16 protein-coding genes and 1 pseudogene are annotated in these 16560 nt (G+C 72.4%); 15 read left to right on the top strand and 2 right to left on the bottom strand.

Going from position 1 to position 16560, the window contains the following annotated elements:
* Window positions 1-414, bottom strand: a pseudogene (locus ACWCSD_RS29365) (N-acetylmuramoyl-L-alanine amidase); the annotation flags it as partial.
* A 188-nt stretch (window positions 415-602) separates the two neighbouring features.
* Here ACWCSD_RS29365 and ACWCSD_RS29360 point away from each other — a divergent pair.
* The 3 genes from ACWCSD_RS29360 (at window position 603) to ACWCSD_RS29350 (ending at window position 2814) form a co-directional block, all read left to right on the top strand.
* Window positions 603-806 carry a hypothetical protein gene (locus tag ACWCSD_RS29360; protein ID WP_352322071.1) on the top strand — a complete coding sequence of 68 codons (204 nt, stop codon included), beginning with the start codon at window positions 603-605 and terminating at the stop codon, window positions 804-806.
* Window positions 807-813: 7 nt separating this feature from the next.
* Window positions 814-1506: a CBS domain-containing protein gene (locus tag ACWCSD_RS29355; protein WP_387671127.1), complete on the top strand. Its 693-nt coding sequence runs from the start codon at window positions 814-816 to the stop codon at window positions 1504-1506.
* Window positions 1507-1755: 249 nt separating this feature from the next.
* On the top strand, window positions 1756-2814 hold the full coding sequence (locus ACWCSD_RS29350; protein WP_449919587.1) for a 3-deoxy-7-phosphoheptulonate synthase: 1059 nt from the start codon (window positions 1756-1758) through the stop codon (window positions 2812-2814).
* Window positions 2815-2870: 56 nt separating this feature from the next.
* Here the strand turns inward: ACWCSD_RS29350 and ACWCSD_RS29345 are convergent, their stop codons facing one another.
* Entirely contained in the window at window positions 2871-3155 is a 285-nt protein-coding gene (locus ACWCSD_RS29345) for a HesB/IscA family protein (RefSeq protein WP_352328823.1), read from the bottom strand.
* A 100-nt stretch (window positions 3156-3255) separates the two neighbouring features.
* Here ACWCSD_RS29345 and ACWCSD_RS29340 point away from each other — a divergent pair, with 100 nt between their 5' ends.
* The 12 genes from ACWCSD_RS29340 to ACWCSD_RS29285 form a co-directional block, all read left to right on the top strand.
* Window positions 3256-3936: an endonuclease gene (locus tag ACWCSD_RS29340; RefSeq protein WP_397164519.1), complete on the top strand. Its 681-nt coding sequence runs from the start codon at window positions 3256-3258 to the stop codon at window positions 3934-3936.
* Window positions 3937-3963: 27 nt separating this feature from the next.
* The gene (locus ACWCSD_RS29335; RefSeq protein WP_352352246.1) at window positions 3964-4737 is read left to right on the top strand and encodes an enoyl-CoA hydratase/isomerase family protein; all 774 of its coding nucleotides are present in this window, start codon (window positions 3964-3966) and stop codon (window positions 4735-4737) included.
* A gap of 80 nt (window positions 4738-4817) precedes the next feature.
* Window positions 4818-5165, top strand: a complete 348-nt coding sequence (locus ACWCSD_RS29330; protein ID WP_352328819.1) for a hypothetical protein — start codon at window positions 4818-4820, stop codon at window positions 5163-5165.
* Window positions 5156-6361 (top strand): DUF6395 domain-containing protein, encoded by a 1206-nt coding sequence (locus ACWCSD_RS29325; protein ID WP_397164521.1) that lies wholly within the window; start codon window positions 5156-5158, stop codon window positions 6359-6361. Before ACWCSD_RS29330 ends, ACWCSD_RS29325 begins: the two co-directional genes overlap by 10 nt.
* A gap of 43 nt (window positions 6362-6404) precedes the next feature.
* Window positions 6405-7247, top strand: coding sequence for a M55 family metallopeptidase (locus tag ACWCSD_RS29320; RefSeq protein ID WP_397164522.1), 843 nt, complete (start codon window positions 6405-6407; stop codon window positions 7245-7247).
* Window positions 7248-7277: 30 nt separating this feature from the next.
* Window positions 7278-8834: a flavin monoamine oxidase family protein gene (locus tag ACWCSD_RS29315; RefSeq protein ID WP_397164524.1), complete on the top strand. Its 1557-nt coding sequence runs from the start codon at window positions 7278-7280 to the stop codon at window positions 8832-8834.
* A gap of 64 nt (window positions 8835-8898) precedes the next feature.
* Window positions 8899-9411, top strand: a complete 513-nt coding sequence (locus ACWCSD_RS29310; RefSeq protein ID WP_449919582.1) for a YbaK/EbsC family protein — start codon at window positions 8899-8901, stop codon at window positions 9409-9411.
* A gap of 126 nt (window positions 9412-9537) precedes the next feature.
* On the top strand, window positions 9538-11682 hold the full coding sequence (locus ACWCSD_RS29305; protein ID WP_449919579.1) for a serine/threonine-protein kinase: 2145 nt from the start codon (window positions 9538-9540) through the stop codon (window positions 11680-11682).
* Window positions 11683-11698: 16 nt separating this feature from the next.
* Complete coding sequence (locus ACWCSD_RS29300; RefSeq protein ID WP_397164527.1) at window positions 11699-13462, top strand: serine/threonine-protein kinase; 1764 nt, start codon at window positions 11699-11701, stop codon at window positions 13460-13462.
* 35 nt (window positions 13463-13497) lie between these two features.
* Window positions 13498-14718 carry a serine/threonine-protein kinase gene (locus ACWCSD_RS29295; protein ID WP_449919576.1) on the top strand — a complete coding sequence of 407 codons (1221 nt, stop codon included), beginning with the start codon at window positions 13498-13500 and terminating at the stop codon, window positions 14716-14718.
* A 252-nt stretch (window positions 14719-14970) separates the two neighbouring features.
* Entirely contained in the window at window positions 14971-15750 is a 780-nt protein-coding gene (locus ACWCSD_RS29290) for an electron transfer flavoprotein subunit beta/FixA family protein (protein WP_352329623.1), read from the top strand.
* A gap of 19 nt (window positions 15751-15769) precedes the next feature.
* Window positions 15770-16560: electron transfer flavoprotein subunit alpha/FixB family protein (locus ACWCSD_RS29285; protein ID WP_449919573.1), on the top strand; the 791-nt coding region annotated here is incomplete at its 3' end.

Below are 16560 nucleotides of genomic sequence, written 5' to 3'. Positions count from 1 at the left end.
GTCGTCGGTGCGCAGCCGCTCGTGGCTCTCGCCGGTGAGCTGCGCGGCGCGTTCCATCGTGCGCAGCGAGGCGGGGATCTCCGCCGGGGCGGGCGTCGCCGTGGGCGCGAGCGGCCTGCTCTCGTCGCCGCGGGCGTCCTCCTCGCCTTCTCCGTGGTGGTTCGAGCCGGTGTACGCGGCCGCGTCGGTCAGGTGCATCGGGCCGAACCCGGCGTCGCTCGACGGCTGGCCCGCGTGGGCGTCCCAGCGCGACTCCAGGTACGAGACGCCGAGCAGCACGCTCTGGGGGACCTTGAACTCGTCGGCCGCCGCGGCGAACGCCTGCTGCCGGTCGGCGGGCTCTTCGGCGTTGGCCGAGGGCACTTGGGTTAAGGGCAACAAGGCGACGACGGCGATCGCCAGCGCTCTGCGCATGAACCGCTCCTTGACTGGGGGGCGTGGTGCGCGTTCAGCGTCTCAACATTTTCCTTCTCTGGCGAGAACTTTGCGAAGATATTTTTCATCCCTTAACGGACCGCCGGGCCGGATCCGGCGGCCCGTTCCCGAGGACTAGCAGGTGACGGGCTGGGTAGGCGGGCCTCGGAGGAGAGGGGGGAGTTGTCATGCCTCGACCCGGAAGTCACTCCTACGACAACGAGCGCCGCCGGCTGCGCAAGCAACTGGACCGGCAGGGGATGAGCGAGCAGGAGCTCAAGAAGCGCGTGGCCAGGAAACTCCAGTCGGACCCGGACAAGAGCCCGCGCAAGGTGGGCGGCGACCGCGCCGAAGGACCCAAGTCCGAACGGCCTCGCCGGGGGGAGCGCTGAGGCCCTGATGATCGGCATCATCGACCGCGTCGGCGTCCAGGACCTGCTCGCGACGCGCGACGCCCAGCTCGCCGAGGTGCTGCCCGAGCGCGAGTACGCCTGGGCGCACCTGCCCGGCGCCGCGCACCTGCCGCTCGGCTCGCTCGACCGGCTGGCCGACGACCTGCTGGACCGGTCGCGTCCGGTCGTCGTCTACTGCCACGACTGGCTCTGCGACCTGAGCCCGCGCGCCGCCCACCGGCTGGCCCGGCTGGGCTTCGCCGACGTGCACGACTACGGCCTGGGCAAGATGGACTGGTTGTCGGCCGACCTGCCGTACGAGGGGGAGGCCGTCCTGGTGGGCTCCGGCGCCCGGCGCGACCCGGTCACGGCCGACCTGGAGGACCCGCTGGAGGAGCTCAGCGAGCGCATCGTCGCCGACCCGGCCGGGCTCGCGGTCGTGGTGGACCGGGACGAGGTGGTGCAGGGCGTCATCGGGTCGCGCGAGCTCAAGGGCGCCGACCTGACCGGCACCGCCGAGGCCGCCATGAACACCGGCGTCACCACCGTACGGCCCAGCGAGCAGCTCGACGCCCTGGCCACCCGCATGGAGGGCGCGAACGTCGACCACGTCGTCGTCACCCGTGCCGACGGCACCCTGGTCGGCCTCTACGGGCTCGGCGACCTGCGCGAACCCGGCTGGGAATCCGATCTCGGATAGCGGACGGGATTTGGAGCGGTCACCCGGCGTCTGCTAGCGTCAACAGCATGTCAGTGATCAGCCGATTTTGGCGCTATGTGGCGGCTCCGGGTGGAGCCGAAGGTCACATGCGCTGACTTACTGATCACCCGGAGCCCAAAGGCAGAGACGTCTCGTCTCTGCCTTTCGTCGTTCAGGCGGACGGCTCCGGGGGCCACGGATGTGGGCCGTACCGCCTTCGAACTTCCATCGAAAGCGGAGGACCAGCCCATGACCACGACCAGCGACCTGCGCATCACCTCGTTCGAACCCCTGCCCACGCCCCGCGAGCTCATCGGTGAACAGCCGCTCGGCCCGGAGCGCGAGGCGCTGGTGGCGGCGAGCAGGAACGCCGTGCGCGACGTGCTCGCCGGCGACGACGACCGCCTGCTGCTCATCGTCGGCCCGTGCTCGGTGCACGACCCGGAGGCCGCGCTCGACTACGCCCGCCGCCTGGCCGCCGCCACCCGCGACCTCGGCGACGCCCTGTGCGTGGTCATGCGGGTGTACTTCGAGAAGCCGCGTACCACCATCGGCTGGAAGGGCCTGATCAACGACCCGGACATCGACGGCGGCCACGACGTCCAGCGCGGGCTGCGCCTGGCCAGGACGGTGCTGCTCGACGTGCTCGACACCGGGCTGCCGGTGGGCTGCGAGTTCCTTGAGCCCACCAGCCCGCAGTACATCGCCGACGCCGTCACCTGGGGCGCGATCGGCGCCCGCACGCCCGAGAGCCAGGTGCACCGCCAGCTCACCTCCGGCCTGTCCATGCCGGTCGGCTTCAAGAACGCCACCGACGGCGACGTGCAGGTGGCCATCGACGGCGTGAAGGCCGCCGCGCACCCGCAGGTGTTCTTCGGCATCGACGACGAGGGCCGGGCCGCGGTCGTCTCGACCACCGGCAACCCCGACTGCCACGTCATCCTGCGCGGCGGGCGCACCGGCCCCAACTACGACCCCCAGTCCATCGGCGACGCGCTCGCGCTGCTGGCCAAGGCCGGGCTGCCGGAGCGGCTGATCATCGACGCCAGCCACGGCAACAGCGGCAAGGACCACGTACGGCAGGCGGCCGTGGTGCGCGAGGTGGCCGGACGCCTGGCGGCGGGCGAGAAGGGCATCGCGGGGCTGATGGTGGAGAGCTTCCTGGTGCCGGGACGGCAGGAGCCCGGCCCGGCCGAGGGCCTGACGTACGGGCAGAGCATCACCGACGCCTGCGTGGGCTGGGAGGAGACCGAGCGCCTGGTGGCCGAGCTGGCCGACGCCGTGCGCGCCGGCCGCGCCGCCGGCTGACGCCTCCCGGCGGCCCCGAGGTGACGGGCGGGCCGCCGGAGGCCCGGCAGGGCCGGTCAGGTGCGGCGGTCCAGCCGGAACGTCGGATGCCCCGGCGTGCCCGGCTGGGCGTCCAGCGACTTGTCGTCGAGGATGGGCGCGGCGTCCTCGGCCACGAAGACGCGCACGTCCCCCTGCTCGATGACCTGGTCCCCGGCGTACGGCGTGCTCGCCAGCGACACCTCCAAGGCGCCCGCCTCGTCCGGCTTGGCGGCGATCCGCAGGCCGGCGTGCGCGGGCACGTCCTCGCCGACCATCAGGTCACGGATCGCGACCACGGCGTTGTCAGTCAAAGTCAGCACGATGCGCTCCTTCTCGCTGGAGACCCCCGCCTCCCCCGCGACCAGGGCGGCAAACGCGCCGGGCCGGGATGAGCGCCCGCCATGGGGGTAGCGGAGCGTCATGGCTGACAAGGACGCCGACAAGGACGCCGACAAGGACAAGGGCGTGCTGGACGCCCTGCTCGAACAGTGCGGCCAGACGTTCGCCGCGGAGGCGGGCATCCGGCTCGCCGACCGGCCGCGGCCGCTGTACCAGCTCCTCGTGCTGGCCACGCTGCTCAGCGCGCGCATCTCGTCCGGGGTGGCGGTGGCGGCGGCGCGCGAGCTGTTCGCCGCCGGGTACCGCACGCCGCGGGACATGGCGCGGGCGAGCTGGCAGGACCGCGTGGACGCCCTCGGCCGCGGCCACTACCGGCGTTACGACGAACGCACCTCGACCATGCTCGGCAGGGGCGCCGAGCTGCTGCTCGACCGCTGGAAGGGCGATCTGCGCAGGTTGCGCGACGAGGCCGGGGGCGACCCCGGGCGCATCGGCGAGCTGTTGCGGGAGTTCCCCGGCATCGGCCCGACCGGCGCCGACATCTTCCTGCGCGAGGTCCAGGGCGTGTGGCCGCAGGTCGCGCCGCACCTGGACGGACGGGTCCTGGACGGCGCGGCCCGGCTCGGCCTGCCCCGCCAGGAACGCGGCCTGGCCCGCCTGGCCGGCTCCGGCGACGAGCTGGCCCGCCTGTCGGCGGCGCTGGTCCGCGTGTCGACCAGCAAGAAGGCCGCCGACGAGGTGAGGTCGGCCGCAGCGGGGTGAGCGGGGACGCTCTGTTAGGTTCGGCTCATGGGTGAGTTTGTAAGCGTCGAGGTGGCCGACCAGATCGCCACGATCCGTCTTGACCGTCCGAAGATGAACGCGATCGACGTTCAGACGCAGCGGGAGCTCGTCGAGGCGGCGCTTCAGGTCGATGCCGACGACCAGGTGCAGGCGGTGATCCTCTACGGCGGCGAGCGGGTCTTCGCCGCCGGCGTGGACGTCAAGGAGATGGCCGACATGTCCTATGCCGACATGTCCACCCACTCCCGCACGCTCCAGGCGTGCTTCACCACGGTGGCCCGCATCGGCAAGCCGGTCATCGCCGCCGTCACCGGCTACGCCCTGGGCGGCGGCTGCGAGCTGGCCCTGTGCGCCGACTTCCGGGTGGCCGGCGAGTCGGCCCGGCTCGGCCAGCCGGAGATCCTGCTCGGGCTCATCCCGGGCGCGGGCGGCACGCAGCGCCTGCCCCGGCTCGTCGGCCCGTCCCGCGCCAAGGATCTGATCTTCACCGGCCGGCACGTCCCCGCCGCCGAGGCCCTGGCCATCGGGCTGGTCGACCGGGTGGTGCCGGACGAGCAGGTCTACACGGCGGCCCTGGAGTGGGCGGCCACGTTCGTCGGCGGCCCGGCCGTGGCGCTGCGCGCCGCCAAGCAGGCCGTCGACCAGGGCGCCGAGGTCGACCTCGACTCCGGCCTGGAGATCGAGCGCCTGCACTTCTCCGGCCTGTTCGCCACCGACGACGCCAGGATCGGCATGCGGGCCTTCGCGGAGAAGGCCAAGGCCAAGTTCACCGGACGGTGACCGCCCGGCCGCCATACGAATGCGACCCTTTGGAGTAGGCCGTCCAAGGGGAAGCGGGTTTGCCAGTATGGTGGCGTTTCATGATGCGCGTCCCGGTCCCCGCCCGGCTGCGTAAAGCCGTGCGTACGTGGTTCGACTCCCGTTACATCTCCGTCGCCGACCACCGTCAGGACATCCGGGACGCGCTCTGGGAGGTCCAGACCCTGCGCAGGGAGATGGCCACTTTGCAGGGCGAGGTCGAGCGGCTGCGGAACGCCCGCCCGCCGGCCGGGCCGGTGATCGACAAGGCCAGGGTCGACGACACGTACCGGCTGGCGCAGGAGACCGCGCAGGCCCTCGACGGCGTGCTCCAGAACGAGGTGCTCGTCTGGCAGGCCATCGACGACCTGCGGGCCCGCGTCCCCGAGGGGGGCCGGCCGTGCGCGTGACCTGGTCCGGCACCGAGCTGACCTTCCGTCTCGACCCCGAGGACGAGATCACCGGCAGGGCGGCCGACGACCATCCCGTCAAGCTGGCCACCAACTCCTGCTCGATCGGCGGCGTGCCCGCCGACGCCCACCCCGACCTGTTCGCCGTGGCCGCCTGGACGATCGTGGCGCCCTGGACCAGGCGGCGGATCACGTTCGACCGGGCCGTCTCCGCCGAGGTGGCCGCGGCCCTGCACGACGGGTGGGGCATCGAGGCCGGGCCGGTCGGGGCCGAGCCGCGCCGGGCCGGGGACCGGCTCGCCCTCTCCTACAGCGGCGGCGCGGACTCCGTGGCCGCGGCGGCCATCCATCCGTCGGCGCCGTTCGTGCACTTCCGGCGGGTGCCGCATCCGCGGGTGCCCAACCGGTGGCCGCACTACCGCTCCGACGTGCTGGCCAAGCTGGCCGAGCGGACCGGCCGCGAGCTCACCACCGTCACCTCCGACCTGGAGTTCACGCTCGCCGAGCCGCGTCCCGGTTATCCGGAGCACCACGCCGTCGCGGTGGGGGCGCTCCTGCTGGCCGACCGGATGAACCTCGGTGGCCTGGGCTTCGGCTATGAACTCGGTTCACGCTGGCTCGGCGGTGACCGTTACTTGTTGCGGTTCACGCCTGACAACCCCATGTGGGCGCCGCACGGCGCGTGGGGCCGGTTGTTCGCCGCCGCGGGCGTGCACATCGTGCTCCCGGTCGGCGGGGTGAGCGAGGCCGTCACCATGCGGCTGGCCCTGAACTCCGAGCTCAAGGACCAGGTGCGCTGGTGCCTGCGCGGCACCGACGGCCCCTGCCGGACCTGCGGCAAGTGCCTGTACAAGGAGCTCATCCAGGCCGCCGTCGAGCGCCGTCCCCTGGACACGCCCCTCACCGCCGACCGTCCCGTGGCCCGCAAGTGGCTGCGGCCGCCCCCCTTCGGGGGCCAGGAGATGATCGAGTACGGCCTCGCCCGGATCCCCGGCGTCGAACGGTCCCTGTTCGCCAAGGCCCTCGACCACTTCGAGGCCACCGAGGAGTCCACGAGCTGGCTCGACCACTGCTACCCGCCGGCGATCGAGGAGATCCCCCAGCCGTGGCGGGCGGAGGCGGCCGCCTTCCTGACCTCCCAGGTCGGCCTCATGACCGAGGCCGAGGTACGGCGGGTGGAGACGTGGGGCACGTGACCGTCCGCGGGACGGATCCGGCGAAGTGCGAGGAGTTGACTGCGTGAAGGTTTACCTGTCGGTGGACATGGAGGGCGTGACGGGGCTGACCGACCCCGAGGAGATGCACGCCGGCAAACGCGGCTACGACCGCGGCTGCGAGCTGATGACCGCCGACGCCAACGCCGCCGTCGAGGGCGCGTTCGCCGCGGGGGCCGGCTCGGTGCTGGTCAACGACGCCCACGGGTCCACCAAGAACCTGCGGATCGACCTCCTGGACCCGCGGGCGACCCTGATCCGGGGGCCGGGCAAGGCCCAGCGCATGGCCCAGGGGCTCGACGGCACGTTCCAGGCCGCGTGCTTCGTGGGTTACCACGCGAGGGCCGGCGTCCAGCACGGCGTGCTCAACCACACGTGGATGGGCAAGGAGATCCAGAACGTCTACCTCAACGGCGAGCTGTGCGGCGAGACCCGGCTGGTCGCGGCGTGCGCGGGCTTCCACGGCGTGCCGGTCGTGCTGGTGACCGGGGACGAGGCCGTCGGCGAGGAGGCGCGCGAGCTGCTCGGCGACGTCGAGACGGTCGCGGTGAAGAAGGGCATCGACAAGTTCTCGGCCGAGTTGCTGCCGCCGAGCGTCGCCCAGGCGAAGATCCGTGAGGCCGCCGCTCGCGCGCTGTCCCGGTTGAGCGACTTCACGCCTTATCAGGTGGAGGCGCCGTACACGCTGGGGGTGGAGTGGAACTCGACCGCCATCGCGGCGGCGGTGGCGCTGGTGCCCGGCGTGAAGACGGCCGGCTCGCGGCACACCGAGTTCACCACCGACGACTTCCGCCAGATCATGGCGCTGCTCGGGATCTTCGCCACCATCGGCGGCCAGGTGGCCTGCGGCAGCGGGCCGTACGGCTGAGATGTCGGTAACTGCTGACTCAGGGAGCGGGTGACGGTGGAAGGCGCGGCGCTGACCCGGCGGGGGCTGCTCGTCGGGATCGGAGCGGTGGGTGGCGCGGGCGCCATGTACGCCGCCATGGGCGCGCTCGGGCTCGCCCCCTCGGAGCAGGACAAGGAGTTCGCCGCGCCGCGCCCCGGCGACTTCTCCCTGCGCGGCAAGGGCGCGGCCAAGGTGGTGATCCTCGGCGCGGGCGTGGCGGGGCTGACCGCCGCGTACGAGCTGGGCAAGGCCGGCTACGACTGCACCCTGCTCGAAGCCAGGGGCAGGGCCGGCGGCCGGAACCTGACGCTGCGCGGCGGCGACCGCCTGACCGAGCTGAACGGCCCGGCCCAGGACGTCAGGCTGGGCGAGGGCGTCTACTTCAACGCCGGGCCCGGCCGCATCGCCCCCTGGATGGTCACCCTCGACTACTGCAGGGAGCTGGGCGTCCCGATCGAGACGTTCGTCAACAACAACGCCGCGGCGTACGTCCACACCAACGGTAAGACCGTGCGGGCCCGCACCGCCCGAGCCGACATGTACGGATATGTCGCGGAATTGCTGGCCAAGGCCACAAATATCGGCGCGCTCGACAAGGCGATCACCGCCGACGACCGGCAGCGCCTGCTGGAGTTCCTCCGCCGGTTCGGCGACCTGGGCCCCAAGCTCGACTACGAGGGCTCACCCCGGCGCGGCTTCACCAAGTACCCGGCGCTCGACGGCGGCACCCCCGTCCCGCCCCCCGGCACCCTGCACGACGTGCTGGCCGCCGCCACCGGCCGCGCCATCACCAACGACTTCGGCTACGACATGGCCACCCCCATGTTCCAGCCGGTCGGCGGCATGGACGCGATCGTCACCAAGCTGACCGAGGCCGTAGGGGCCGACCGGATCAGGACCGGCGCCAAGGTCACCAGGATCACCACCCTGGACGACGGCGTCGAGGTGGCGTACGACGGCGGCAGCGTCAAGGCCGACTACTGCATCGCCACCCTCCCCCCGCACCTCCTCGCCAAGATCCCGCACAACCTCGGAGCGCAGGTCACCAGCGCCCTGGCCACCCCCATCCCGGTCGCCGCCGGCAAGATCGGCCTGGAGTACGGCAGGCGCTGGTGGGAGCTGGAGGACCGCATCTACGGCGGCGTCACCGAGACCGACCTGGACATCACCCACATCTGGTACCCCTCCCACGGCTACCACTCCGAACGCGGCCTGATCGTCGGCTACTACAACACCGAGCAGAACGCCGAGCTGTACGGCTCCCTGACCCCCGAGGACAGAAGGCGGAAGGCCCTCACCCAGGGCAGGAAGATCCACGGCGACAAGTACCGCCAGAACCTGCTGTCCAGCGTCTCGATCGCCTGGCACCGCCAGGAGCACATCCAGGGAGGCTGGATGTACTGGCCGTCCTTTGATTCGTCCTTCACTCTTCTGCAACGCCCCGCCGGAAGGGTCTACTTCGCGGGTGACTGGCTCACCCACTTGATCGCCTGGCAGGCAGGCGCCATGGAGTCGGCCCGCAGCGCCGTCACCCTGCTGCACCGGCGGGTGCTGCAGTCCACGTGACGTCGCACGCCACTTCCTCGACCGGCATAGGGTCGGTCAAGGAAGAGCGATCGAGGAGACGAGGATGACGTTGCACTGGGTGCCCGCGACCGGCCGCGCCGACCTGCTGGCCGATCCGGTGGCGTTCGCCGTGCCGGGCGTCGAGGGCGCCGAGGTGACGGAGATCGACCCCGACCTGGCCGACACGGCCGCGTTCTGCGAGCGCTACGGCGTACGGCTCGACGAGTCGGCCAACTGCGTGGTCGTGGCCGCCAGGCGCGGCGGCGAGACGCGTTACGCCGCCTGCATGGTGCTCGCGACGATGCGCGTCGACGTCAACGGCGTGGTGCGCAGGCACCTCGACGCCCGCAAGGCGAGCTTCGCGCCGATGGCCGACGCGGTCGAGCTGACCGGCATGGAGTACGGCGGCATCACCCCGCTCGGGCTGCCCGGCGACTGGCCCGTCCTGGTCGACGTGCACGTCGCCGAACATCCCAGAGTGGTGATCGGCAGCGGCCTGCGCAGGTCGAAGCTCGCCGTGCCGGGCGCCGCGCTGGCCGGGCTGAAGGGCGCCGAGGTCCTGTCCCTGACGACCTGAAGGCCCCGAAGCCGAACTGAAGCCAATTCGAGACCGTTGGATGGGAAACCGATGAGGCCGTATCGGACGTTGTACGAGTGGGAATGTGGCCTCATGGTTCATCTCGTGGGCGGGGATTAAGCCGGTATGGTGCTTCATGCCATGAACGATGACCGACTAGGCCCTTACCGGCTGCTCAGGCGGCTCGGTGAAGGCGGGATGGGCGTTGTCCACCTCGCTGTCGACCCCCAGGGGCGACAGGTGGCGGTCAAGGTCCTGCGCGGAGAGGTCGCCGGTGACGAGGTCGCCAGGCGACGGCTTTCGCGTGAGGTCGAGACCATGCGCCGGGTCCGCAGCAAATTCATCGCAGAAGTGGTCGATGCGGATGTAACCGGTCATCGTCCCTACATCGTCACGCGTTACGTGCCCGGCCGTCCTCTCGACGAGATCGTCAAGGACGACGGGCCGCTCGACCTGCCCGCGCTGGTCCGGCTCGCCCACGGGGTGGCCTCCGCGCTGGCCGTCGTCCACTCCGTCGGCGTGATCCACCGCGACCTCAAGCCGGGCAACGTGCTGATCCTCGACGGCGAGCCCGTCCTGATCGACTTCGGCATCGCCCAGGCGGTCGACGCGACCAGGCTGACCCAGACCGGCATGTTCATCGGCACGCCCGGCTACCTCGCGCCCGAGATCATCGAAGGCCAGGAGGCCGGCCCCGAGGTCGACATCCACGCCTGGGCGGGCACGCTGCTCTACGCCGCCACCGGCCAGCCGCCCTTCGGCAAGGGCACGCTGGAGATGATCTTCTACAACATCACCGCCGGCAAGGCCGACATCAGCGGCGTGCCGGCCGAGCTGCAGCCGCTGCTCAAGGCGGGCTTCCAGCGCAACCCGGCCAAGCGTCCCAAGGCCGCCGACCTGGCCGAGCAGACGGCCCGGATGTTGCCGAGGCCGCCGCACGGCGTGCCCGACGAGATCTCCACCGTCCCCCGGCCCGACGCGCCCGACGACTACCCGACCAGGCGGCCGCCGTTCGTGGGGGAGAAGCCGTCCTACGACGTCTCCACGCCGCCGATGACGCCGCGCCGGCTGATCGACGGCCAGGAGCAGCCGGTCGCGCCGCCCGCCGACCCGCACTTCGTCTCGCTGCTGCCCAACCAGGCGGCCGGGCTGCCCAACCAGGCGGCTCCGCTGCCCGGCGCCGGGCTGCCTGGCGCCGTGCTGCCCGACCAGGGCGCGGCGCCGGCGGACCAGGGCGCGGGCGACCCGTGGCCGACCCGCCGGGTCTCGCCGGAGGAGCTGCGCCAGATCCAGCGGGAGGCCGGGCCCAGCCAGCCCTGGCCGCAGCAGCAGCCCCCGCTCCACCCCCAGCCGCAGTCACAGCCGCTGCCCCAGTCGCAGTCGCTGCCGCAGGTCAACCCGCACGAGGCCGACGTGCCCACCCGGCGGGTGCGCCCGGACTCGGCGGAGTTCGGCCGGCTCAGCTCCGGCCCCCAGCCGGTCGACCACGGCCGGCTCGGGTCCGGCGCGCAGCCGGTCGACCACGGCCGGTTCAACTCCGGCCAGGAAGCGGCCAACTACGGCCCGGTGCCCGTGCAGCCGCCGCCCTACATCCCGGCGCAGCCGCAGTACCCGCCGCAAGACCCGCAGGCCGCTCGCGAGCCGTACCACCAGGGCGGGCGTCCGGCGCAGCCGCTGCAGCGCTCGAAGGCGTACGGGGTGGCGAGCGCCATGCTGCTCATCCTCATGATCGTGGCGGCGGTGACGGCCCCCGTCCTGGTGGCGGTGGTGGCGATCCCGATCGCCGTGCTGCTGCGCGCCGCCGACCTCGCCCAGCCGGCGCTCAGCGGGCGCAGGCCCGCCGGGTCCGCCGCCCTCGACGTGCTCAGGGTCTTCGCCCAGCCGCAGGCGCTGGCCAAGTCCGTGGGCATCACGGTCGCGCTCGTCCTGTACGCCCTGATCCTCGGCCTGCCGGTGACGCTGCTGCTCAGCGTGGTGGTCAGGATGAACTCGGCCAACGCCCTCGCGTGGGGGGCCGCGGTCGCGCTCTGGACCCTCTGCGCGGGGCCGGGCGTCGAGGGCCCGGGGCGGCAGATGCGCAGAACGCTCTCATCGCTCGTACCCTCTAGAACAGCGGCCATGGCGATGGCGGGAGTGCTGGCGGCGGGCGCCGCGCTCTCGCTGATCCTCGCCTACGGCACGTTCGGGGACACGCCAAGGGGGAGTGTATGGAGTCCACTGGACGTCACACCCGTGACAGAGCAACTCAGCAGCCTGAAGGGCGGCGGCTGAGCCGAGGAAGGTGGCGATGAGCATCCAAGCGCCGGAACGCCTCGGCCCCTACCGCATCGTCAGGAAGATCGGCGAGGGCGGCATGGGGGTCGTCCACCTGGGTCTCGACGGTGAGGGCCGCGAGGTCGCCATCAAGGTGCTCCACCCGCACGTGGCCGCCGACCTCAAGGCCCGCGACCGGCTCACGCGCGAGGTCGAGACCATGCGCCGGGTGCGCAGCCCGTACGTCGCCGAGGTCATCGACGCCGAGCTGGTGGGGGGCCAGCCCTACGTCGTGACCCGCTTCGCCCCGGGACGCACGCTGGAGGAGACCGTGCTGACCGAGGGCGCCCTGGAGGCGCGGCAGGTCATCAGGCTGGCCCAGGGGCTGTGCCAGGCGCTGGTCGCCATCCACGCGGCCGACGTGATCCACCGCGACTTCAAGCCGTCCAACGTCATGCTGGTCGACGGCGAGCCGCTGGTCATCGACTTCGGCATCGCCCACCTGGTGAACGCGACCCGGCTGACCCAGACCGGCATGTTCGTCGGCACGCCCGGCTACCTGGCGCCCGAGATCATCCGCGACTCCGACATCACCCAGGCGGCCGACGTGCACGCGCTGGCCTCGACGGTGTTCTTCGCCGCCACGGGCGCGCCGCCGTTCGGCACCGGGACGTTCGAGGCGGTCTGCTTCAACATCATGGAGGGGCGGGCCCAGCTCGACCGGGCGCCCGCGTGGCTGCGCGGCTGGTTGTCGCGCGCGCTGCGGGTCGATCCCGCCGCCCGGCCGGGCGCGCAGGAGCTGCTGCGGATGGCCAGGGAGCTCGACCCGTCGGTGACGACGTTCAACGAGATCGAGGGCCCGACCGGCACCAAGCGCATCGGCAGCGGCACGCGCGCCATGGACACGTTCTCCGACCTGCTGCCGCCGGTCGAGTACCGCAAGGCCGCGCCGCCGCCCCCGCCGCCGCCCGCGCGGCGGGAGGAGCGGCCGCCGCCCTACGTGCCCGCGCCGACCTCGGCGCGCCCGGTGCCGCGCACCGACCAGCGGGTGGCCGGCTACCCGGCGCCGCCGCCGCAACCGCGCCCCTACACGCCGCCGCCCCAGCCGCGCGGCCACGTGCCGCCGGCGGAGCGGAAGAGGTACCTGTTCGGCGCCCAGGTGACCGGGTTGCTGCTGCTGGTCACGCTGGTGGCGCTGACCGTCATGATGCCCGTCGTCATGGGGGCGGTGGCCGTCGCGCTCGCGGTGGTGCTGCGCGTGGGCGAGTACCTCTTCGGCGACATGGTCAAGCGGCGCCAGATCCGCGGCAGCAGCTCGGCCGACCCGCTGCTCGCGCTGGTCGGCACGCCGTGGGCGCTGGTCAAGGCCGCGCTGGTGACGCTGGTGCACGTGCCGCTCGCGCTGCTGTTCGGCGCGTGCGTGTGGGGGGCGCTCCACTGGGCCGGCGGCATGGGCACCAACCAGGCCGCCGCCTTCGCGGCCGGCGCGTTCGCCGGGGGCCTGTTCGTGCTGCCGGGCGGCGGCGCGCCGCGCAAGGCCGTGACCCGGACGCTCACCGGCGTGCTGCGCAGCCCCGGAGCCGCGCTGGTCGCGGTCGTCGCGGTGGGCACGGCGGCGCTGTTCGCGGCGATGTTCGCGCTCGGCCAGGACCCGGTCTGGACGCCCTGGCGGGCCCCGCAGAGCGTGATCGACGACCTGGCGAGCGACGCCAGGCAGAGCACCATCGGGCTGATCACCGGCCTGATCGAAAGTCTGCTCGACGGGCTGGGGTTGGGCTTCCTGACTCCGTGGTCGTGAGTGTCCCCCTCGGCCCGGCGGGGGAGAGATGAGGTATGAGCAAGCGCCTCGGCCCCTATGAGCTTCTCTCCAGGCTCGGCGCGGGCGGCTTCGGCGAGGTCCATCTGGCGCTCGACGTCCAGGGGCGCACGGTCGCGGTCAAGGTGCTGCATCCGCACGTCGCGGCCGACGCCCTCGCGTTGGGCAGGCTCGACCGCGAGGTGGAGACGATGCGCCGGGTCGGCGGGCCGCACGTCGCCGAGGTGCTCGACGCCTCGCTGGAGGGCCCCAGACCGTACCTGGTGACCCGTTACGTCCAGGGCCGCCCGCTCAGCGCCGTGCCGGTGCCCGTCGCCGAGCTGGGCCCCCTGGCCTCGGGGCTGGCCGACGCGCTGCTGGCCATGCACGAGTCCGGGGTGGTCCACCGCGACCTCAAGCCGGCCAACGTGATGATGAGCGAGGACGGCCCGGTCGTCATCGACTTCGGCATCGCCAGCGCGCTCGACTCGTTGTCGGTCACCGCGTCCGGCGCCGTGGTCGGCACGCCCGGCTACCTGGCGCCGGAGATCCTCGAAGGCGGCAGCGCGGGCGTCGAGGCCGACGTGTTCTCCTTCGGCGCGACGCTCGCCTACGCCGCGACCGGGCGGCAGCCGTACGGGCAGGGGCCGGCCTCGGCGGTGGCCTACCGGGTCGTGCACCACCCGCCCGACCTGGAGGGCGTGCCTGACTGGCTGGCGCCGCTGTTACGCGAGTGCCTGTCCACCGACCCCGCCGCCCGGCCCACGGCCGCGCAGATCTGCGCCCGGCTGGGCGTCGCCCCCGTCCCGCACGTACGGCAGACCGGCCCCCGTCCCTCGGCCCCGGTGGCGCGTCCCCGACCGGCCGACGACATGAGCACGAGAGAGTGGCGGCCGGGCGACGGCCGTCGCAGGCCGGTCGAGGAGTCCAGGGCGCGGCACCGGGAGAAGGTGCGCAGGCGGTGGCTGATCGGCTCGGGCCTGTTCGTGTCGCTGCTGGCGGCGGCCGCCCGCGAGCCGCTGCCCGAGGTGGCGCTGTTCCTGCTGGCCGCCTACGTGCTGGCGGTGGTGAGCGACGCGGGGGTGGCGCTGCTCTCGCGCGGGCCGTACCGGCGCGGCCGGATGGTGGCCGACCTGGTGAGCGTGGCGGGGGCGGTGGGGCTGTGCTTCGGGCTCGCCGCGGTGTTCAGCACGTTCACCCTGGCCCTGTTCGCGGGTACGGCCCTGGTGGTGGGCATCGTGTTCCTGTTGTCCGCCTGATTTCCCTCGGGGGCGATCGGAACGTACCGAATAAAGTTCGGTATGGTGGGAAGGGTAGGGGCTTGACGCGGGAACCGCCGGTTTGCGCGTAAGCTACCCACGGGTAACATGACCGCGGGAGCCAGGGCACGACTCTGACCCACCCCGTGTCAGGAGCCCGTCGGGAACCTGGCAGTCTGGTCAGCATTGCATTCGGCGCCTATCGCAGCGACGCGGTGGGCGCACGCGAACACGGGAGGTCGGCCACCGGCCATGAACATCGTCGTCTGCGTGAAGCAGGTCCCCGATACGGCGACCGAGCGCAAGCTGCGGTCCGATGACAACACGCTCGATCGTGACGCCGTCGACGGCGTGGTCAACGAGCTTGACGAGTACGCGGTCGAGGAGGCGCTGAAGCTCAAGGAGGCGCATGGTGGCGAGGTCACCGTGCTCACCATGGGCCCGGGCAAGGCCACCGAGACCATCCGCAAGGCCCTGGCGATGGGCGCCGACAAGGCGGTCCACCTGAGCGACGACGCGCTGCACGGCTCCGACGCGCTGTCCACCTCGTACGCGATGGCCCAGGTGCTCAAGAAGATCGGGTTCGACCTGGTCGTCCTGGGCTCGGAGTCGACCGACGCCCGCACCGGCGTGCTGGCCGCGATGCTGGCCGAGCGCCTGGGCACGGCCCAGCTCACCCTGGCCAACAAGGTCGAGATCGAGGGCTCCTCGATCAGCGTCCAGCGCATCACCGACTACGGCTTCGACAAGGTCCAGGCCTCGCTGCCGGCCGTCGTGTCCGTGGTCGAGAAGATCAACGAGCCGCGTTACCCGTCCTTCAAGGGCATCATGGCGGCCAAGAAGAAGCCGGTCGAGACGCTGGCCATCGCCGACGCCGAGATCGACGCCGCCCAGGTCGGCCTGGGCGCGGCCTGGTCCGAGGTGGTCGACTTCGCCGCCGCGCCGCCGCGCGCCGCCGGCACGATCGTCAAGGACGAGGGCGACGGAGGCTCGAAGGCCGCCGACTTCCTCGCCTCCAAGAAGTTCATCTGAGAACGGGGGTTTTACTGATATGTCGGAGATTCTCGTTCTCGTGGAGCAGGTCGACGGCGAGGTCAAGAAGGTCACGCTCGAACTGCTGACCCTGGCCCGCTCGCTCGGCACGCCCGCCGCCGTCTGGGCCGGCCCCGGCCTCGGCGACGCCGCCAAGGCCAAGCTGGCCGAGTACGGCGCCGAGACGATCTACAACGCCGGCTCCGCCGACATCGTCGACCACGTGGTGGCGCCCAAGGCCGAGCTGCTGGCCCAGCTCGTCGCCGAGAAGTCGCCCGCCGCGGTGCTCGTGGCCGCCACGGCCGAGGGCAAGGAGGTCGCCGGTCGGCTGGCCGTCAAGACCGACTCCGGCGTCATCACCGACGCCGTGGGCCTGTCCGAGGGCTTCGTGGCCGACCAGTCGATCTTCGGTGGCGGCGTCAACGTGCACTCCAAGGTGCGCAAAGGCACCCCGATCGTCGCCGTACGCCCGAACTCGACGGCCCCGCAGGCCGCCGCGGGCGCCGGCGCCGTCGAGGAGGTGTCGGTCGCGCTGAGCGAGGCGGCCAAGGCCGCCCGCATCGTCGAGCGCGTCAAGCAGGAGAAGGGCGCCAGGCCCGAGCTGACCGAGGCCGCGATCGTGGTCTCCGGCGGCCGGGGCGTGGGCTCCGCCGAGAACTTCTCCGTCATCGAGGGCCTGGCCGACACGCTGGGCGCGGCCGTCGGCGCCTCGCGCGCCGCCACGGACGCCGGCTGGTACCCCCACCAGTTCCAGGTGGGCCAGACGGGCAAGACGGTCTCGCCGCAGCTCTACATCGCGGCCGGGATCTC

This window comes from Nonomuraea sp. NPDC001684 (genome assembly GCF_053596515.1).
The sequence above is the reverse complement of the archived record's forward strand: the minus strand, read 5'-3'. Positions and strand labels throughout refer to the sequence as shown.